The following is an 18184-nucleotide window of genomic DNA, read 5'->3' on the forward strand; positions in this document are numbered from 1 at the left end:
TCAGTTCTCTTGAAGCCGCGCTGGATTCTGGAGGCTAAGGGAATCAATCAGGGTGGAGCATGAAGATTACCACCGAGCAATGGCTCTGCTACTTGCTTCCTTCAGCCGTTTGGAGGGGATATCCGGCTTGCTATCCAGAAACTCACCCAAAATCAGCACTCCTACGGACGAGTTAGTGGGGTTTTATGAGATTTTGTGAAGTTAACAAACATTTTTTGCAAGAGATATAAAATAAGAGAGAGAAATGCGAGTAATTTTTCGTAGAGAATAGCGGTCTTGCTCAGGGAAGGATCTGCTCAAAAAATCGTAGACAAATTATTGGTTCAAACTTTTATTGGTTCAAACTTTACTAGAGCGCATGACTAGAGTCGATTTTCCTTGATTTTAGTCTTTCCACAGGGTGTTTCCCCGTCAAAAGGTTTATTCTAGCAGGCGTTTCTGTGGCAAGCGTTTCCATCGCAGATGTTTTGCCATTAGGTATTGTTCCATCGGGTGCTCTCCCTGTTTAACCTCAATTGATTCCAGCTTCCTTGAATGAACGAATGGGTTTGAATGCCCAGACTGGCTGAAGCGAATAGGCTGAGCTGGGTCAAGGGGAGTTGGGTTAAACAGATGAATTGAGTCGAATTGAGTCGAAAAAAGCGCGATCGTGTTGACAAATTGATTCCTTAGAGCATCCTCTGGAGGCATTCCTATGTTCGATCAGTTCAGTGCAAAGCGTCGTCACCTGCTGTCCCAGTCTTGGAAGGTATGGCTAGCAGGCTGGGCGATCGGGGGTTGTCTAATGGGCTTCGTGACAGGTGCCCAAGCGGCAACTTATACCTTGTATGATGGCGCTAAGAATACCGCACCCAGTAGCCAAGGTTGGATGACGGTGCTCAATGGGGCAACTCAAACGGTGGGAAGTGGTGCTACGGTTTTAAATACGACGGTGGGTGGAAACTCGACGCAGGCTGGGTATTCGCGGTTTTCCCAACCCTTTGCCCTCGATCGTAATGTGGGCTATACGCTAGGAATTGATGTGCAGTTGTTAACTGAATCCCATGCGTCGAAGGATCGCGCGGGCTTAAGTGTGACCCTTTTAGGAGCCGATCGATGGGGCTTGGAGTTGGCCTTTTGGGCGAGCGACCCAACGGTGACCGATCGACTCTGGGTACAGAATGATGGGCGTGTAGCGGGTAAACCTCTATTTACCCATGGGGAAGGCACATCGTTTAATCCGACGGTGGCGGTGGTGCACTATGACTTAGCTATTCGGGGCAGCACCTATCGGTTGTATGCCAAGCGGAACTACAGCACCCCGATTTTGACGGGGGCTTTGAAAAACTATTCAGTCTTTGGCTTTCCTTACAACAGTTCTAATTTTCTGTTTTTGGGAGATAATAGCAAGTCTGCTAGCGGTTCTTTCAAATTGGTCAAGGTTGAACTGGCTAATCAGGCGATCGGGTTCTAAAGCTAGCCTTAGCGGAGGATCAGAAACGGTTTGATTCGTTCAATCTGGTTTCGTTCAGTTTGGGAGTGGGGTAAGCGATCGCAGAGGCTGTTGAATTCAGGGGCTGTTGAATTCAGGGGCTGTCAAATCAAACGTCACAGCCTGCGATTGCTGAGATTTCAATCATCATGGGGTTGAGATGGTTGAGCAAGCTGTCTTTGACGATCGCTAAGTTGTGCGTAGTAAACGCCAAGGCCGATCGCAATGAGATAAATGATCGAGCCAATTCCAAAAAAGCAGTTGCCAATCACTTGATCCAATGGGAGGAGCCCCATGTCATCTAATAGCGTATTCCAGTCGTGTAACACGCCTTCTCCACCTAACAGGGGTAATTCCATCGCACTAGCGTCTTTCACGTAGATGGAAACATCCCAGAAATTTTCACCTGCCCAAGCGAGGGCGATCGCGCTGGAAAAACGTTGTCCGGTGATAAAAAAGTAGCTGCTGATGATTGCTGGAATAAGAATTTGATTAAATGAGCCACCAAACACATGCATAAATGGGCCGAATAACATAAAAATAATATGTCCGGCTTCATGGAAAATTAGGTTTGCACCATGGATAAACATCATGATGCGATTGCTCCCGTTGATAAAATCTGCAATGTTATAACTCCAGCTTCCCCATAGACCGTAAACGGCGACTAGTCCGATCGATCCGAGTTTTAGCGGCTCAAAATTAGCTTGCAGAAATGGCAACCACTGCTGTGGATTAGGATTGTTGGCTATCCACTGGGGGAACGAGAAGGCCGATGGAGATCTTGCGCCTTGGGGCGATCCTGCTGGATGGGCAGAGGCTTGGTTGGAATCCATGGTGCGGGAACGCTTGGCTGAGGGGTGGCGTGGGGAATCTGAAAGCGGCGGCGGCGTTGGGGTGAGGGGAAAGGTTTCAACCCAAAGCGGAGATGGCGCAGTCGCTGGCAAAACAATGACGCGCACTTGTTGAATTAAGGGTTTGCCGATCGGTTGTAAGCTCTGATGGATTGTTGGGATAGACACCCTGCGTTTGACCGAACGGCGTAGGATAACCTGAAGTCGGCCCTGCTTTAAATACACCTCAATTTCAGAAGGTTTCAGGTTCAAAGCTTGACTGAGCAGTTGCCCGATCGCGGCAGGATCTCCCTGGCGAGCTTGGAGGATGAGATCGTTCGGCTTCATGGAAAAAAAGAGTAGAGGGTACAGCGATAACCATATGGGATTTAGCATTCCCTGTTCAGTGAGAAGCAGCCTAGATAGAACCGCCCAAGCCAGGTTCTCTTCCAAACTTCTCATCAGACTTTCCATAATTCAACCCCCTAGGCGGAAGGGCCGCAAGCCATAAACCCCAGCGATCGGCAAAAGGCGATCGATAAAAAAAGAGAAGCTCCCAACCGGAACTTCTCTTGATTAATTCAGCAAATCACAACCTCTGTAGGGCAAAGCTAACACAGCAACTTTAGGCGTTACTACCCGCAGCTTGCACCCGTGCACGGGCACGCTTAAAGGCTTGGCTCGCCTGAAGTAATTCTTGGCGATCGGTGCCATTTTGAGCCTTGTTGTAGCGAGCTTCTGCTTCTTCAAAGGCTTTGCGAGCTTCTTCTACGTTGATATCAGATCCTTTTTCCGCACCATTCACTAGAACTGTGACTTCGTTGCTTTCAATTTCAGCAAAGCCACCCATGAGAGCGATCGGGGTCCAGTTTTTGTCTGCCCGAACGCGCATCACTCCAGTTTCTAAGGCTGTTAACAGAGGAGCGTGGCCGGTCAAGATGCCCAACTGGCCGGTTGTGCTGGGCAGAATCACTTCTTCAGCCGTTGCATCCCAAACGGTTTTGTCAGGTGCAATCACACGAACAGTTAAAGACATAGTAGTTCTCCGAACAGTTCTTCAAGTCGTTCTCCAAATAATTGCCAGGATTGGCTGGAGCTAGAGGTTAGCTGAACGTTCGCTCAGTCAACCCCTAGACTCGAATCACTGACTACTTGCCTTCAGCTTTCAGCTTCTGGCCCTTCGCGATCGCTTCGTCGATGTCGCCTACCATGTAGAACGCTTGCTCTGGTAGGTCATCCAGGTCACCGGAAAGAATCCGCTTGAACCCTTCGATCGTCTTATTCAGCGTCACGTATTTACCAGGCGCACCGGTGAACACTTCAGCCACAAAGAAAGGCTGGGACAGGAAGCGCTCAATCTTCCGGGCACGGTATACCGTTAGACGATCGTCCTCAGACAGTTCGTCCAGACCGAGAATTGCAATGATGTCTTGCAGCTCTTTGTACCGTTGCAGGGTGGATTGCACAGCCCGAGCGGTATCGTAGTGGTCGTTCCCCACGATCGCGGGTTGTAGCATCGTCGAAGTAGAATCCAGAGGATCCACAGCGGGATAAATCCCCTTAGCTGCCAAACCACGGGATAGCACCGTCGTTCCATCCAAGTGGGCGAAGGTGGTTGCAGGTGCGGGGTCAGTCAAGTCATCCGCCGGTACGTAAACCGCTTGGATAGAAGTGATGGATCCTTCGGTGGTCGAGGTAATCCGCTCTTGCAGGTCACCTACGTCCGTCCCCAGGGTGGGCTGATAACCTACCGCAGAAGGCATCCGACCCAGCAGTGCGGATACTTCAGAACCGGCTTGTACGAACCGGAAGATGTTGTCAACGAACAGTAGTACGTCTTGCTTGTTGACATCGCGGAAGTACTCAGCCATGGTCAGACCCGACAGAGCTACGCGCATCCGTGCCCCCGGTGGTTCATTCATCTGACCGTATACGAGAGCAATTTTAGATTCTTCCGGCTTGTCAGGGTTGATTACGCCGGACTCAATCATTTCGTTGTAAAGGTCATTCCCTTCACGGGTCCGCTCACCCACACCGGCAAACACGGACACGCCACCGTGCTTAGTTGCGATGTTGTTGATCAGTTCCATCATGATCACGGTCTTGCCCACGCCAGCACCGCCGAACAGACCGATCTTGCCACCCCGACGATAGGGGGTCAGCAAGTCAACGACCTTAATCCCGGTTTCAAATACGGAAGGCTTGGTTTCCAGTTCCGTCAGCTTAGGAGCGGGACGGTGGATGGGCATCGTCTTGGAGACATCCACATGGCCTTTTTCATCCACGGGCTCACCGAGCACGTTGAAGATGCGACCTAGGGTTGCAGTTCCCACGGGGACGCTGATGGGAGCTCCGGTGTCCACCACTTCCATCCCGCGTACCAAACCGTCAGTGCTGCTCATGCCCACTGCACGGACTTGGCTATCGCCCAAAAGCTGTTGAACTTCACAGGTGACAGAGATTTCTTGACCTGCGCCGTTCGTTCCTCGGATATTGAGGGCGTTATAAATAGCGGGCAATTTGCCGCCGGGGAACTTAATGTCAATAACCGGACCGATGACTTGTGTAATGTAGCCAATACTTGCTGCTGTGGTGACCATGCTTACGCCCTACTGTAGGTATTCAGCTTATTTCAAAAACGAATGTGCTCTGAAAGCTATCCCGACTAGGATCCCAGCAGTCAGGGCTAGTCGTATTTGAGATCACTTTCAAGCAGGCTAAATTGCCAAATCCCAGATTACCACTGAAGGGTTACGGATGATTAAGAAGTTCTAAAGTCCGTAGGAAATTTTGCTTAGTGGAGACTGCTGAGGCTGGGATCCAGTGAGGAATGGGGATCCTAGGATTCGCTGCTGAGATCGATCGCCGATCGCACCTGATGCCCAATGTCCCGACGGTAGTACATCCCCTGGAACTGGATTTCCCCCAGAGCCTGGTAGGCTTTGGCAAAGGCCGCATCGAAGGTATCTCCCAGGGCGGTGACCCCTAGGACGCGTCCCCCATCGGTGACGAGGCCCGTTTTTTTCTGGTAGGTTCCTGCATGGAAGACCGTCGCCCCCCAGCCCTCTGCGTCGGAGATGCCGGTGATGGGATAGTCTTTCTTGTATTTGCCGGGATAGCCGCCGGAGGCCGCAACGACACAGGCAGAGACTTGGGGCTTCCAACGCAGAGGATCCACGTCTTCTAATTCACCATTGACACAGGCCAGCATCAGTTTTTCTAGCGGCATGTCTAGCAAAGGTAAGACAGCTTGGGTTTCTGGATCGCCAAAGCGGCAGTTAAATTCGATCACTTGAGGATCGCCCTCGGGGGTGATCATCAAGCCCGCGTAGAGGATGCCGCAATAGTCAATACCCCGTTGATGCAGGGTCGCGATCGTCGGTTCCAGGATTTCCCGTTGCACCCGTTCCATCAGCGCGGGGGTGACGATCGGGGCCGGGGCATAGACGCCCATGCCGCCGGTATTTTCTCCGGTGTCGCCTTCGCCGATGCGTTTGTGATCCTGGGCGGGTAGGAGGGGACGAATGGTTTTGCCGTCGGTAATGGCGAGAACCGAGGCTTCTTGGCCCACCAAACATTCTTCGATTACGACTTGCTTACCGGCATCGCCAAACTGACCACTAAAGCAGGCGTCGATCGCGGCGAGGGCTTGGTCAACGGTTTCTGCGACAGTTACGCCTTTCCCTGCTGCCAGACCGTCGGCTTTGATGACGATCGGAGCGCCTTCCGCTTCCACATAAGCCTTGGCATCAGCGGCATTAGCAAACACTGCGGATTTTGCTGTGGGAATACCCGCCTCCACCATCAATGCCTTAGCCCAGGCTTTACTGGATTCAATTTGCGCTCCGGCACGGGTCGGCCCAAACACTTTCAGCCCTTTGCCCCGCATGTAATCGGTAATGCCTTCCGCAAGGGGCGCTTCCGGCCCAACGACGACGAGCTTGACATTATTAACTAAACAAAATCGAGTAATGCCCTCAAAGTCGTTTTGGGTCATTTCCATATTGCGACATTGAGGTAAGGTGGCTGTACCGCCGTTCCCTGGGACGCAGGTGACCTCCACCTTTTCCGACTGCACCAGTTTCCAAGCGATCGCGTGTTCGCGTCCACCATTGCCAACCACCAAAACTTTCACAGCAGCCTCACTCAACTTGATAGAATCCAGAGCTGGGGTAGATGTAGAGTCAGTTTTTCCCCGTACTTTAATATCACTCTAATATCGATGTACGGGAACTTTTGACAATAACCCAAGGATCAACAATACCATTCTGTGTGGTGAGATGAGGACGATCGTGATGACTCGAGGGCAGAAGCTTAGAAGGATGCAATGGGGGCTGGCTGGCGGGATGGCGGGGATCTGCCTAGCGATCGCAGGGCCGAGCTCAGCGCAACTGCCGACCCAAGTGCTGGGGCCTCAGATTAAAACGCCTCCGAAGCAATCGTCACCACAGAAGCAGCCACCGCCGCAGGAAGATCGATTTCCGCCTAATCCTTTAGAAATCCAAGAACCCGATCCCCTCTTGCCGAAGGGGAAACAACCCCTATCGGCGGCGGAGCGCGATCGCCTACGGGTGGCGTTGGATGGTTTGGCCGCCCAAGGATCGGCCAAGCTCCAGGCGGGGCAGCCCCAGGAAGCCTTTGACCTGTGGAATCGGGAGTTGCGGCTACGTCGGGCCTTGGGCTATCGGGAAGAGGTGATCGCCCTGGGACGAGTGGGGGAAACGGCATGGCAGCAGGGCCAAACCCAGGAAGTGCGCTACATTACCCAGCGGTTGCAACAAATTCAAGCCGAAATTCAAAAACCGCCAGTGCCTACGGATCAAGCTGATCTCACAGAGCTGTTGGGAATTGCCTATCAATTGGTGCGATCGCCCAACTTGGCCCTGAGCGTGTATGAACCGAAGTTAGCCCAAGCGCGGCAGCGGAAAAATGCCCTTGAGGAATTTAATACCCTCAACGAGATTGGCTTGCTGCAACTGAATTGGTTTCGCTATCCCAATGCGGCGCAAACCTACCGAGACTTGTTGGCGATCGCCCGTCAGAATCAGGATGCCAGCAGTGAGGTGCTCTATCTGATCCAACTGACCTATGTCCATGAACAGGCAAAACAGCCGGAACAGGCTGTGCCCTATTTGGAGAGTCTGCTCCAGATTTATAAAGGTCAGCCTGAGGTGTTGCCTGCACTGACACTGCGTTTAGCGGAAAATTATGACGCAGCGGGAAATTTTGACCAAGCTGAACAAAATTATCAAGCGGCCTATACCCTGTCCCAGGTGATTACCCAATCCTCCTATGGCGCGGATGCTTTGCAAAAACTGGGGAAACTTTACCGCCGCAACGATCGCTTGGATGCAGCCATTCAGGTTTACGACTTTTTGGTGGACTATGGGCAGACGATTAATGACTTGTATATCTCGATGAATGCGGCGGATCAACTGGGTCAGTTGCGGCTGTTGCAGAAAGATACGGCGGGGGCGATCGCGGCGTTTCAGCAAGGGTTGCAGTTCGCCCAAGTTTTGCAACTGCGGCCTGAATATTTCAGCAAACGAATTGAGACAGCGCAGAAACCAGCGGATTCCAGTAGCCCAGCGGATAGTCCCAAGGCCAAGCCTACAGCCTCTCCCACGGCTCCTTCGACCCCTTCGACTTCTCCCACGATCGAGGGGCAGAAAAAATCCTAGCGAAATCTATCCAGCAAATATTGCCAAACCTCTCAACCAAAACATCTCAAAACATGTCAAACCCGACCTTCTACGATCGCGCGTGATTACACTGAGAGTAAGTATGGTGACTCGATCGAGTCGTTATATTTGAGGTTTCGTGATTTACATTCATGATTTAGACTCGTGCCTTGGTTCGAGGCCACGAGGGGCAATCTCTTTTGTGTTAGAGATTGCATAGATGTTGGTTCGGGTGTTGTTCGGGTGTCTATCGAGGTGTTTGTACGGGTGTTTGTATGGGTGTTTGTATGAATGTTTGTTGTTTCGCTCTATAAGAAGGCTAAAAACTTATGTTTCGGCGGATTCTTGTCGCGTTGGATCGTTCTGAAAGTAGCCCAGCCATTTTTCAGGAAGCCCTCGGTTTGGCACGATCGATGGGCGCAACGCTGATGCTGCTACACATTGCCAGCGTTTTTGAAGATGGTTATAGTGCACCGTTTTATCCTGGGGTCGATGGAATTTATTCCACTATCCACGATGAAGTGATCAAAAGCTATCTTGTCCATTGGGAAGCGTTGCAAGAAGAAAGCTTGAACTGGTTACGATCGCTCTGTGAGCAGGCAACGGCGGCGGGGGTGCCCACTGAGTTTGGCCAAATGGTGGGAGATCCGGGGCAGGTCATTTGTGCTCAAGCTCGCTACTGGAAAGCTGATTTAATCTTAATCGGTCGCCGGGGGCGTAAAGGGCTGACGGAGTTGGTTCTCGGAAGTGTTAGCAATTACGTGCTACACCATGCGCCTTGTTCAATTTTGACGGTACAGGGTTCCACGATTTGTGCACATAAGCAACCCATAATACAGGAATCGCCAGTCGTGTGATGACCAGCGTGTGATTCCCTAAAGTGTGATGTCTCAATGGTTAAGGGAAGGAGGTTATTCAGCCACCTTCCCTTAATTATTGCATTGAATGCTGTAATGGCTTTTCTGGCTGCGTTGTGGGCTCAGATCGAGAGCATCCCAGTTTTGTAAGGCTTATTTTGAGAAATCGCCATTAAGGTAGGCAGAGCGCTGCTTGAGGACCTGCGGCACATTGGTTTTCTCCCATTGAGCCCCGGAGATTTTGATGCGCCGCCCCACCTGTTTGACGGTGGATTCAATGGCCCCAGAACCGATGAAAATGCCTTCGGCTTGATAATAGGCATAGTTGACAATACGATGACGATGCTGCTCGAGATAAGCTATGAAATTGGTCACACGCTCGTTGTGCCAACCCTCAAACTGTGCAATCAATGCTCTCGATTCCGAAAAGTGACTAGCGGCAGGTGAGGCAGGACGTTATGGTGACTGCCCAGAGAGGAAAAGCCTTTTCAATCTTTGTCTTTACAGCATTTCAGTTTATGTTTCAGAATTGTGGCTATCAGAATCTCCTCATAGCTTGCATCATTACTATTCTCATAAACTCGGCACGGACTCATATTACCTCGGCACCATATGTTTTCGAATTATTACCTCGGGTCACTATTGTCAATGTAGAGTGAAATCCTCCAACGGTTCCAAGTACTTGGTAACTAGCTTTTTAGGCTACATCCTATTTGGTTGCTGGAGTAATATCTAAAACTTATACATCCTCCAGAACTAGCTTCCAGAGCTTCAATCGAAAGATGAGAGAAGTTTAAAGATGCACGATCAAATAGTGCCGGTTTAATAGATCGATACTTTTGCGATATTGATCCGTTTGTTTTCCCAGCATTTAGTCGATCGAGCTTTTAACAACAGCGATCGCTTCATTCTTTCAAGCCACCCCAGGGAAACCAACCCTAGGAGGCTGCAGCAAACCTTCGCCCCCTAGAGCCTCACAGATGTCCCACTATAGATGCACAATCTTAGCCACGATCGCCAAACTATCCTCATACAACAGATCCCGCATCGTACTGCGAAGCTGCTCACTCAACAGATTTTCCGCCTTCTCATCCCCCAAGGATGTCACCTGATTGACCCAGCAGGACTGCGCCCCACCCCCAGACTCCATCCGCATACAGCCTGTCGTCTCCGAACACAGCACCGTACAACAATCTGCCTCCGGATTCGTCGAAGTCAACCGCAAATCTAGCAAATCCCCCACCACCACGCCTGGGTCCGCCGTCGGAATGGCTGCCAACTCCGCCTCGATCGTTTTCCCCATCTCATTCGTAAACGTAATCCGTTGAATATCGTAATCTCCGCCTTCCTTGCTATGGGTTAGCGGCTGCCAATTCAACCGACTCGCCAACCACCCCAAAAACATCATTGCCTGCGTCGGATTGCCCCGCTCATAGTCGATCGTCACCCGATCGATTTCCAACAACCCCTGCCACCGCTCCGGTGCATCAAAAGCTTCCGCCGTCAGTTCCTGCCAAGGAGACAGCCGCCGCCAGTTCAAATCCGCCACCAGCACGCCTTCATCGCGCAACTGTTGCAATCGTGCCAAATCCTGCTCTCCATCGGTCATAAACCGACTCGAATCCACAATCAGCATCGTGCAACTCTTCGCCAGATTTTGGAACAACGCCTGATCCAAATTCGGACTACCCTTCCACCACAAAAAGCTCGGCAATTCACTAATCACCAACGAACTAACCAACCCCGTCACCCGTTCCAGCGCTGGTTCCGTTCCCTTCAGCGTAATGTATTCACAGCACACCAGCGTATTAGAAGCCCGTTTTTGAATCGGACAATAGGCTGAAACCTGAGCGGAAATCCCCTCATCCGACCCATTTCCTGGAAACAGCGAAATAATACGACAGGGGTTCTGTGCGGCGATCACATCCGCCAACCCCGACCCCTGCGCATCCTGACTGTAAAGCGACAGATTGCAGGTATCACCCTCCTGCACATCAATGCCCCGACAGACTGCAACTTCCCGCCGCAACTTATCCAACAATGCAGGCGAAATCTTCCCCGTCACATTAAATCCATAGCGCTGTTGAGCCGCCCGAATCGCCGCATCCATCCGAGGCCCACCAATGCCATCGATTGGCCCCGTGTAATAGCCTAACTCTGCCAACAATTGCTGCGTTTCTTCCGGTTCATACACCACTAATGTGAACGTGGTCGCTTTCATGGCCCCTAGTGTTGAACCATCCGCACTGGGCTGTTCATAGGTTGTCCAGATCGCATCCAGTTCCGCCTGAATTTGTCCGAGGGAGACATCCTTTGGAGCTTGTAAGGGAACAACAGGAGCAGAAGAAATGGGAGTCATAGTGATCAGTGAAGGTAAAGGGTGAAAGTAGCACTCAGAACAAGCAAAGACAATAATCGAAGTAATGAATGACTAAACGAGAATGACTAAACAATTAGAAGTTCAGTTTCATCCGAACGATACATTCCTCATAAACATTGCCTAAATTACACCCCATTACAAACGTCGCCAGCGACGGCCATCTTGGTTAATCAGTTCTTCCGCTTCGTTGGGTTCCCAGGTACCCGCCTCATACTGCGGAATCGAGTTCGGATCAGTGGGCACTTCCCAAGACGACAAAATCGGTGTCACAACCCGCCAAGCCGCTTCCACTTCGTCCGATCGAGTAAACAGCGTCTGATCCCCCATCATGCAATCTAGTAACAGGCGATCGTAGGCATCCCCCCCAGACGACTTACCAAAGGAACTCCCATAGCTAAAATCCATCTCCACCGATCGGCTGCGTAAATCGCCCCCCGGCATTTTCACCTCAAACTTCATGGCGATTCCTTCATTAGGCTGCAACCGCAGGGTGAGAATATTGGGGTTAGTCTGTTTCGCCACCTGTTGAAAAATCAAGTGCGGTACATTGCGGAACTGAATCGCAATCTCACTCACCTTTTTCGGCAGGCGTTTACCCGTACGCAGGTAGAACGGCACCCCCTGCCAACGCCAGTTGTCCACCATGAGCTTCAAGGCCACATAGGTCGGCGTCATCGATTGGGGATTCACATCCTTTTCTTCCCGGTATCCCGGCACCTGTTTCCCCTTCATCCAACCCGCCGTATATTGCCCCCGCACTGCACAGCGATCGAGATTCTCCAAATCCGCTAGCCGCGTTGCTTGCAACACCTTCACCTTCTCCGTCCGAATCGCATCCGCCTCCATGGAGTTCGGTGCTTCCATTGCCGTTAGGCAAAACACCTGCATCAGGTGATTTTGCATCATATCCCGCAGTGCACCGGACGATTCGTAATAGCCCGCCCGATCTTCCACGCCCACCGTTTCGGCAACGGTAATCTGAACGTGATCAATATACTGACGATTCCACAACGGTTCAAAAATTGCATTGGCAAATCGGAAGACCAATAGGTTTTGTACCGTCTCTTTACCAAGATAGTGATCGATCCGGTAAACCTGTTCCTCCCGACAAACCTGATTGACAATGCGGTTTAGTGCCTGGGCAGAACTGAGATCGCGGCCAAAGGGTTTTTCAATCACCAAGCGGGTTCGCTGCGAGTCTTCCAACATGCCCGCATTGCCCAACTGTCGAATTGCCTCCGGGAAAAACTTCGGCGCAACCGATAGATAAAAGACCCGGTTACCCCGCGTCCCCCGCATGCCATCTACTTCTCCAAGAAATGCTTTAAGCTTCTGATAACTCAGCGGATTGTCCATATCACCGGGACAGTAGAACAGCCCTTTGGCAAACTCTTCCCACTGTTCTTCACTGCCAATCCCATCGGAAAATTCCTGAATTCCTTCCCGCATCTGTTCCCGGAAGTACTCATGGCTCCATTCCCGTCGTGCCACCCCCACGATCGTCAATTCCGGGGGCAATTTGCGCTCCCGTTTCAGCTTATAAATCGCGGGCACCAACTTCCGTTTCGTCAAATCACCGGAGGCTCCAAAAAAGACAATAATATTGGGTTCCGGAATGCGTTGTTGTTGAAGACCAACACGCAGAGGATTTTCAAGAAGAGTCACCATAGGAATTGCAAATGAAGGATTGGGCGATCGAAGTTAGAAATATGAACAGAATCGAGTATTGTTCAAACAGTGATCCACAAGTGTGATTACCCATTGAGTCACCATTGCAATAGCTCCGATCCCCCTTCTCCCCCTTATTCAGGGGAGACAGTGAAATTCTTCGAAAGTCCCCCTTTTTTTTGGCGTAGCCTCTCCGAAGGAGATAGGGGGATTTAGGGGGATCAGCACGAATTGCAATAACCAATAAGCTAAATCTTCATCACGGATTCGTCACTAAAATAAAGCAGTCAGCTTTGACACCTCAGCACCTAAACCGTTGCCAACAGATTCACCTTATCTTGGAGCGATTTCATCAATGCTTCAAAGGGTTGAACGAACTTCTCAATCCCATCCGCCAGTAACTCATCCATGACCCGATCGAGGTTAATATTCACATCGGGATCCTGAAGAGCCGCAACTACAGCGTAGGCATCTTCAATGTTTGATTCCACCCGAGGAGCCACATCACAGTGATCTGCACAGGCTTCGATCGTTTGTGGCGGTAAGGTATTCACCGTATCTGCACCCACCAGTTCATCCACGTACATCACATCGCTGTAGTTGGGGTTCTTCGTGCCTGTACTAGCCCAGAGTAACCGCTGTACCTTAGCACCCTTCGCCGCCAACGCCTGCCAACGATCGCTCGCAATAATCTTTTTGTATTCCTGGTAGGCAATCTTTGCATTGGCAATCGCGATCTTACCCTTGAGATTTTCCAGCTTCGATCGTGTTGCCTCAGATAAATCTGGATTTTTGAGTAAGCTATCGAGTTGACTATCAACATTGCTGTCAATCCGACTTAGGAAAAAGCTAGCAACGGATGCAATTTTGCTAACATCTCCACCGGACTCACTCAGCTTTTCCAATCCTGCGATGTAGGCCCAAGCGGTATCAATATAGCTTTGCACAGAGAACAGCAGCGTCACATTGACATTGATTCCCGCTGCAATCACTTCTGTCACGGCGGGCAATCCCTCCGGCGTACCGGGAATCTTGATCATCACATTGGGCCGACCGATCGCCGCAAAGTACCGTTTGGCCTCGGAGATAGTGTCTTCAGTGTTCCGCGCGATCGTCGGGGGAACTTCAATACTGATGTAACCATCTAAACCCTGGGATTGTTCATAAACTGGCATGAAAATATCGCAGGCATTGCGAATATCTTCAAAGATGAGGGATTCGTAAATTTCCATCAAGGATTGCTTCGCCCGAATCCCCGCTTCGATCGCGGCATCATAAACCTTATTCCCAACGATCGCCTTTTCAAAAATGGCTGGGTTAGAAGTAATACCCTGTAAACCACGGGTCTCAATCATGCGTTGCAGTTCACCGGATTGAATCAGATCCCGAGCCAAGTTATCCATCCAGATGCTTTGACCCAATTGCTCAATTTCATAGATGTGCTTCGCAACCGTCGTCATGAGCGCTTCTCCTTTCCTAAATAATTCAATCTGTCTGTTGTAGGGGGATGTAATGAGAATTTACCTAGGGTCTAATACCAATGGATTCTCTGTTTGACTCAACACCATCTGCGAGGAGTTCGCGCGAGTCATCGTATTGGGATCACCGTATTCGAGTCACCGTCTTCATTCCACAATCTACAGGGTCAGAATCAGTACCACCTCATCTACAGTATGCATCCGACGATCGGGAAAATTCTGAATAAAACCTGAAGTTAACTGGAATTCTGAGCTTATCTGCCCCCCCTTTTTCCCTTTTGTTGAGCTCACCCATCCATCCTGAATCCTGAATCGTGGGGCTTTCAACGTTAGTTTCATCATTGTCGGGAGAAAAACACCCAATCGAAAACTCCATTTCAGGAGATTTTCAAGTCATTGCTCCCCAACATATTGCTCCCCAATAACATATTGCAGTGTCCATCCTAAGCTCACTCCCCGGAGTGCCCGTCCTGAATGGCACCATCCCAAAGGAGCTTCATCCTATCTCGAGCGTTCGATTTGCTATGGGGATCGCTTCCTGTTCCCGATCGTGAATAAATGACTCCACCAACGCCACATCGTTTGGACTGCCAATAATTAAGGGAACTCGTTGATGCAACTGAGTGGCTTGCACATCCAAAATTGCCCCATGCCCCGTACTAGCCATCCCCCCCGCTTGCTCTACCAAGTAAGCCATCGGAGCCGCCTCATAGAGCAACCGCAGCTTACCTTCCGGCTTATTCTGAGTGCCTGGATAGAGAAACACACCACCCTGGAATAAAATCCGATGGAGATCGCCCACCATCGCCCCACTGTAGCGAGCGGTGTATCCTTCATGGCGATGCATATAGCGGATGTAGTCACGAATCGGCTCTTCCCATTGCCAGAAGTTCCCTTCATTCACACTGTAGATCGCGCCACTGGCGGGAATGCGAATATTTTCGCTAGACAGGATAAATTCGCCTAGACTCGGATCCAAAATAAAGGAATGGACACCCTGACCCAGGGAATAAACCAAAATCGTGCTGGGGCCGTAGAGAATGTAGCCTGCTGCAATTTGATTGCGGCCTGGTTGTAGTAAATCGCTGGCCGTACCATCTAAATCTTCGCCCACCTGTTTACGGATGGAGAAAATCGATCCGACATTGATGTTGATGTCTACGTTGGAAGAACCATCGATCGGGTCATAGAGCAAGGTATAACGACCGATCGGGCAGTTTTCAGGAATGTAGTAGGGCTGCTCCATTTCCTCGGAAGCCAGCCGACAGACTAACCCACTCTGCTCAAAGACCGAGATGAACACCTCATTGGCATAAACATCCATCTTTTTGACGGCTTCACCCTGCACATTGGTGGTTCCGGTAAACCCCAAAGCGTTGTCCATCAAACCGGCATGGCTCAGCCGCCGTGCAATCAACTTCCCCGCCAAGGCAATCCGACTCATCAGCGCACTCAAGTCCTGAGCCTCCGGCCCAAAACTCTGTAACTGTTGCAGGACGTGGCGAGAAAGCGTCATACAATCCCGATCGAGGGAATATACTTGCTCCGAAACTTGAAACTTCAAACCATTGGAGGGATTCGACATTATTCTCCACTCCTGAAATAAAGGATGTAAAATCTTGCAGCTTTGAACCCGCTTATTTGAACCTGTTGCTGTGAACCGATTTACAAAGATTCATTTAAAAAGGTTTCAAAGGCGCAATCTGGGTGAGAGTCATCACTTCGATTTCTCCCTATCCCTATCTTAGGAACTGAGATTTCGACTGTTGGGAAATCGTAGGGGAAATTATAGAAACGCAAAATGTTCTGCAGTGGGCAAAACGCTCGATCGAGACGGGGAGACTCTGAGGATAGATCGGGCAGACTTCACAGCCAAGCGGCCCTTGCACAAGTTCGCAACAGGCCCATCAAAAAAAGAGATCGAAACCTTAGCTTCCACCTCTTCGCAAATCTCAATAATTGATTAATTTCTATGGCTTGATCTCGTCCAGGCCAACTTCCACAAAATAATTAACGATTTTCCACCACTCACGATTTTCCACTACTAAGGACACAGCAAAGAGACTAGCTCCTGGGGATCGCGCAGCAGAAAATCTGGGTTATGGGAGCGCAGGGCATGGGGCGAATTAAACCCCCAACAAACCGCGATCGATTTCACACCTGTTTTATGGGCTGCTTCCACATCTCGCGTTTCATCCCCAATGTAAAAAACATGATCCGGATGAAGCTGATATTCCTTAATTAATCGTTTCAGAACTTTATTTTTGCCAAGAACCCGCGGACTCGACACCACGAAATCAAATAGGTGGTCTAACTGACGGGCATGGAGAAACGCCCACACGTTATTTTCGGAATTAGACGAGACGATTCCTAAGCGATAACCATTTTGTTTTAAGGCCAGTAGGGCTTCCTGAATCCCAGGAATAGGCGAAAGTTGAGGAACTTCCCGATTCATTTCCACCCGGAACCGACTCAACAACCGGGGAATTCGGAAAAAGGGAATTTTGGCTTCCTTTAGGATTTGCTGAGAGCTCAAATTCTGCCAGCGTCGTAGCTTATCCATCGTGATGGGTTCTAAGCCAAACTCCTCTGCCAGTTGATTGCCAATCTTGATCCCCGCCGCCAAGCTATCCGCGATCGTTCCATCAAAATCAAAAATGACGGTGCCAACGCTCGCTTGGGGAGGCCGAGGATGGGTCGGTGGGATCGATGAAGGATTCGTTGGGATCAACATTTTGGTAGGTGTTTCTGGCTTGTATGAGCTGACCCAGTGACTGAGCACGATAGCAGACTCCCCTTAAATCTAGATTACTCTACCCACAGTGATCTTGGGTTCGGGGTATCCCACAGCCCTAAGAAGCACTGCTTCAATTTCAAGCGTAGTCCGGCAAATTAGGGAACTCACAGAACCTTCAAGAAATTCATAAAAAATCAATAATTTACGAGTTTTCCCGGAGATGCTTTTGTACCAAGCTTTTCTAATCCTTAAATCAAGATTAAAGCTTTCTTAAATCATAGCAAAAGGTTAATTTGGTATCTTAAAATACAGAAATAAATTAGTAAACGTTCATCTTCCAAAAATTGCTCTTTGGCATGGAGGACGGAAGTAAGGAAGTTTATTTCCTGAAGGAACGCGCCTCCCCGATTCTCCAACCCTTACCCAGAGGCGACTTGCTATGAAACTTTCCTATCGTGGCGTTCACTACGAATACACTCCTCCCACCCTGGAAGTCACAGAAGGAGAAATCTGTGGCCACTACCGGGGAGTTGAGTGGCGATGCAGAACGGTGATTGACAATGGTGCACCCGTGCGATCGAGGCACACATATCCTGTTTCTGCCCTTCCCAAAGAAGCCCTTGCCCCGATCTCTGCCCCCAATCTGACCCAGATCAGCATTTTGCCGGAGGTTCGCAGGTTGCACTATGCCAATCTTCGCCACAATATTGAACGGCGCTTACAGGCGGCCCAAGCCCAAGGTAATCGAGCCTTGGTTCGCGCCCTAGAGAACGAATTTGAAGAGATTTTGTGCCGTGCTTAGCTAGAGTGCGTCAAGCATCACAGCAAGCGTCACAGCAAGCCTCAAAATCGTCACCCTAGTAAAATATTACTCAGATAGGCGTTTCCCCGGCAGGTATTTCCAATTGTTGAGTGCCTAGCAGAAACGCCTTTTTTAGCGTTTTATTCGGGGCAAAACAGATTATTCGTAAAACAGACTCTATGGCTGATAGCAGCCCTTGAATAGCAGCAAGGAGTTAGGGAACAGCGTATAAATAAAATCCCAATTGGGTAGGGGGTAGGAGAGTAAAAGGGTAGGAGGG

Annotated in this window: 13 protein-coding genes, 1 pseudogene and 1 riboswitch; of the genes and pseudogenes, 4 read left to right on the top strand and 10 right to left on the bottom strand. The window is 50.2% G+C overall.

What is annotated here, in order from left to right; all coding sequences use genetic code 11:
* Positions 1 to 694 precede the first annotated feature (694 nt).
* Positions 695 to 1453: a choice-of-anchor Y domain-containing protein gene (locus tag ACN4EG_RS17460; protein ID WP_431631342.1), complete on the top strand. Its 759-nt coding sequence runs from the start codon at positions 695 to 697 to the stop codon at positions 1451 to 1453.
* Positions 1454 to 1611: 158 nt separating this feature from the next.
* On the opposite strand, the gene ACN4EG_RS17465 is transcribed toward ACN4EG_RS17460, so the two are convergent.
* The 4 genes from ACN4EG_RS17465 to purD form a co-directional block, all read right to left on the bottom strand.
* Positions 1612 to 2649: a hypothetical protein gene (locus ACN4EG_RS17465; protein ID WP_431631343.1), complete on the bottom strand. Its 1038-nt coding sequence runs from the start codon at positions 2647 to 2649 to the stop codon at positions 1612 to 1614.
* A 277-nt stretch (positions 2650 to 2926) separates the two neighbouring features.
* On the bottom strand, positions 2927 to 3337 hold the full coding sequence (gene atpC / locus ACN4EG_RS17470; RefSeq protein WP_431631344.1) for an ATP synthase F1 subunit epsilon: 411 nt from the start codon (positions 3335 to 3337) through the stop codon (positions 2927 to 2929).
* 112 nt (positions 3338 to 3449) lie between these two features.
* Positions 3450 to 4901 (bottom strand): F0F1 ATP synthase subunit beta, encoded by a 1452-nt coding sequence (atpD, locus tag ACN4EG_RS17475; RefSeq protein ID WP_431631345.1) that lies wholly within the window; start codon positions 4899 to 4901, stop codon positions 3450 to 3452.
* 239 nt (positions 4902 to 5140) lie between these two features.
* Positions 5141 to 6436 carry a phosphoribosylamine--glycine ligase gene (gene purD / locus ACN4EG_RS17480; RefSeq protein WP_431631346.1) on the bottom strand — a complete coding sequence of 432 codons (1296 nt, stop codon included), beginning with the start codon at positions 6434 to 6436 and terminating at the stop codon, positions 5141 to 5143.
* Between the two features lie 160 nt (positions 6437 to 6596).
* Between purD and ACN4EG_RS17485 the strand changes: the two genes are divergently transcribed.
* Positions 6597 to 7982: a tetratricopeptide repeat protein gene (locus ACN4EG_RS17485; protein WP_431631347.1), complete on the top strand. Its 1386-nt coding sequence runs from the start codon at positions 6597 to 6599 to the stop codon at positions 7980 to 7982.
* 329 nt (positions 7983 to 8311) lie between these two features.
* Positions 8312 to 8839, top strand: coding sequence for a universal stress protein (locus ACN4EG_RS17490; RefSeq protein WP_431631348.1), 528 nt, complete (start codon positions 8312 to 8314; stop codon positions 8837 to 8839).
* Positions 8840 to 8992: 153 nt separating this feature from the next.
* On the opposite strand, the pseudogene ACN4EG_RS17495 reads toward ACN4EG_RS17490, so the two are convergent.
* From ACN4EG_RS17495 to ACN4EG_RS17520, 6 genes and pseudogenes are all read right to left on the bottom strand, one after another.
* Positions 8993 to 9211: pseudogene (locus ACN4EG_RS17495) on the bottom strand (ISKra4 family transposase); the annotation flags it as partial.
* A gap of 616 nt (positions 9212 to 9827) precedes the next feature.
* The gene (gene opcA, locus ACN4EG_RS17500) at positions 9828 to 11198 is read right to left on the bottom strand and encodes a glucose-6-phosphate dehydrogenase assembly protein OpcA (protein ID WP_431631349.1); all 1371 of its coding nucleotides are present in this window, start codon (positions 11196 to 11198) and stop codon (positions 9828 to 9830) included.
* Between the two features lie 156 nt (positions 11199 to 11354).
* The gene (gene zwf / locus ACN4EG_RS17505) at positions 11355 to 12887 is read right to left on the bottom strand and encodes a glucose-6-phosphate dehydrogenase (RefSeq protein ID WP_431631350.1); all 1533 of its coding nucleotides are present in this window, start codon (positions 12885 to 12887) and stop codon (positions 11355 to 11357) included.
* 308 nt (positions 12888 to 13195) lie between these two features.
* Positions 13196 to 14347 (bottom strand): transaldolase, encoded by a 1152-nt coding sequence (gene tal / locus ACN4EG_RS17510; protein ID WP_431631351.1) that lies wholly within the window; start codon positions 14345 to 14347, stop codon positions 13196 to 13198.
* 514 nt (positions 14348 to 14861) lie between these two features.
* A complete protein-coding gene (gene fbp, locus ACN4EG_RS17515; protein WP_431631352.1) occupies positions 14862 to 15950 on the bottom strand; it encodes a class 1 fructose-bisphosphatase in 1089 nt (362 codons plus the stop codon).
* Between the two features lie 459 nt (positions 15951 to 16409).
* The gene (locus ACN4EG_RS17520; protein ID WP_431631354.1) at positions 16410 to 17099 is read right to left on the bottom strand and encodes an HAD-IA family hydrolase; all 690 of its coding nucleotides are present in this window, start codon (positions 17097 to 17099) and stop codon (positions 16410 to 16412) included.
* Positions 17100 to 17427: 328 nt separating this feature from the next.
* A riboswitch (Glutamine riboswitch) is annotated at positions 17428 to 17503 on the top strand.
* A 38-nt stretch (positions 17504 to 17541) separates the two neighbouring features.
* Here ACN4EG_RS17520 and ACN4EG_RS17525 point away from each other — a divergent pair.
* Positions 17542 to 17904, top strand: a complete 363-nt coding sequence (locus tag ACN4EG_RS17525; RefSeq protein ID WP_431631355.1) for a DUF4278 domain-containing protein — start codon at positions 17542 to 17544, stop codon at positions 17902 to 17904.
* The last annotated feature ends 280 nt before the right edge of the window (positions 17905 to 18184 follow it).

The sequence above is a fragment of the Alkalinema pantanalense CENA528 genome (assembly GCF_050753345.1).
In the GTDB taxonomy this organism is placed as follows: domain Bacteria; phylum Cyanobacteriota; class Cyanobacteriia; order Leptolyngbyales; family Leptolyngbyaceae; genus Alkalinema; species Alkalinema pantanalense.

Bases quoted from the DNA above. Each gene is read 5' to 3' on its own strand.
- ACN4EG_RS17525 (WP_431631355.1), top strand. From the start codon at position 17,542: ATGAAACTTTCCTATCGTGGCGTTCACTACGAATACACTCCTCCCACC.
- ACN4EG_RS17465 (WP_431631343.1), bottom strand. From the start codon at position 2,649: ATGAAGCCGAACGATCTCATCCTCCAAGCTCGCCAGGGAGATCCTGCC.
- ACN4EG_RS17490 (WP_431631348.1), top strand. From the start codon at position 8,312: ATGTTTCGGCGGATTCTTGTCGCGTTGGATCGTTCTGAAAGTAGCCCA.
- atpD (WP_431631345.1), bottom strand. From the start codon at position 4,901: ATGGTCACCACAGCAGCAAGTATTGGCTACATTACACAAGTCATCGGT.
- tal (WP_431631351.1), bottom strand. From the start codon at position 14,347: ATGACGACGGTTGCGAAGCACATCTATGAAATTGAGCAATTGGGTCAA.
- ACN4EG_RS17460 (WP_431631342.1), top strand. From the start codon at position 695: ATGTTCGATCAGTTCAGTGCAAAGCGTCGTCACCTGCTGTCCCAGTCT.
- ACN4EG_RS17520 (WP_431631354.1), bottom strand. From the start codon at position 17,099: ATGTTGATCCCAACGAATCCTTCATCGATCCCACCGACCCATCCTCGG.
- zwf (WP_431631350.1), bottom strand. From the start codon at position 12,887: ATGGTGACTCTTCTTGAAAATCCTCTGCGTGTTGGTCTTCAACAACAA.
- atpC (WP_431631344.1), bottom strand. From the start codon at position 3,337: ATGTCTTTAACTGTTCGTGTGATTGCACCTGACAAAACCGTTTGGGAT.
- ACN4EG_RS17485 (WP_431631347.1), top strand. From the start codon at position 6,597: ATGACTCGAGGGCAGAAGCTTAGAAGGATGCAATGGGGGCTGGCTGGC.
- opcA (WP_431631349.1), bottom strand. From the start codon at position 11,198: ATGACTCCCATTTCTTCTGCTCCTGTTGTTCCCTTACAAGCTCCAAAG.
- fbp (WP_431631352.1), bottom strand. From the start codon at position 15,950: ATGTCGAATCCCTCCAATGGTTTGAAGTTTCAAGTTTCGGAGCAAGTA.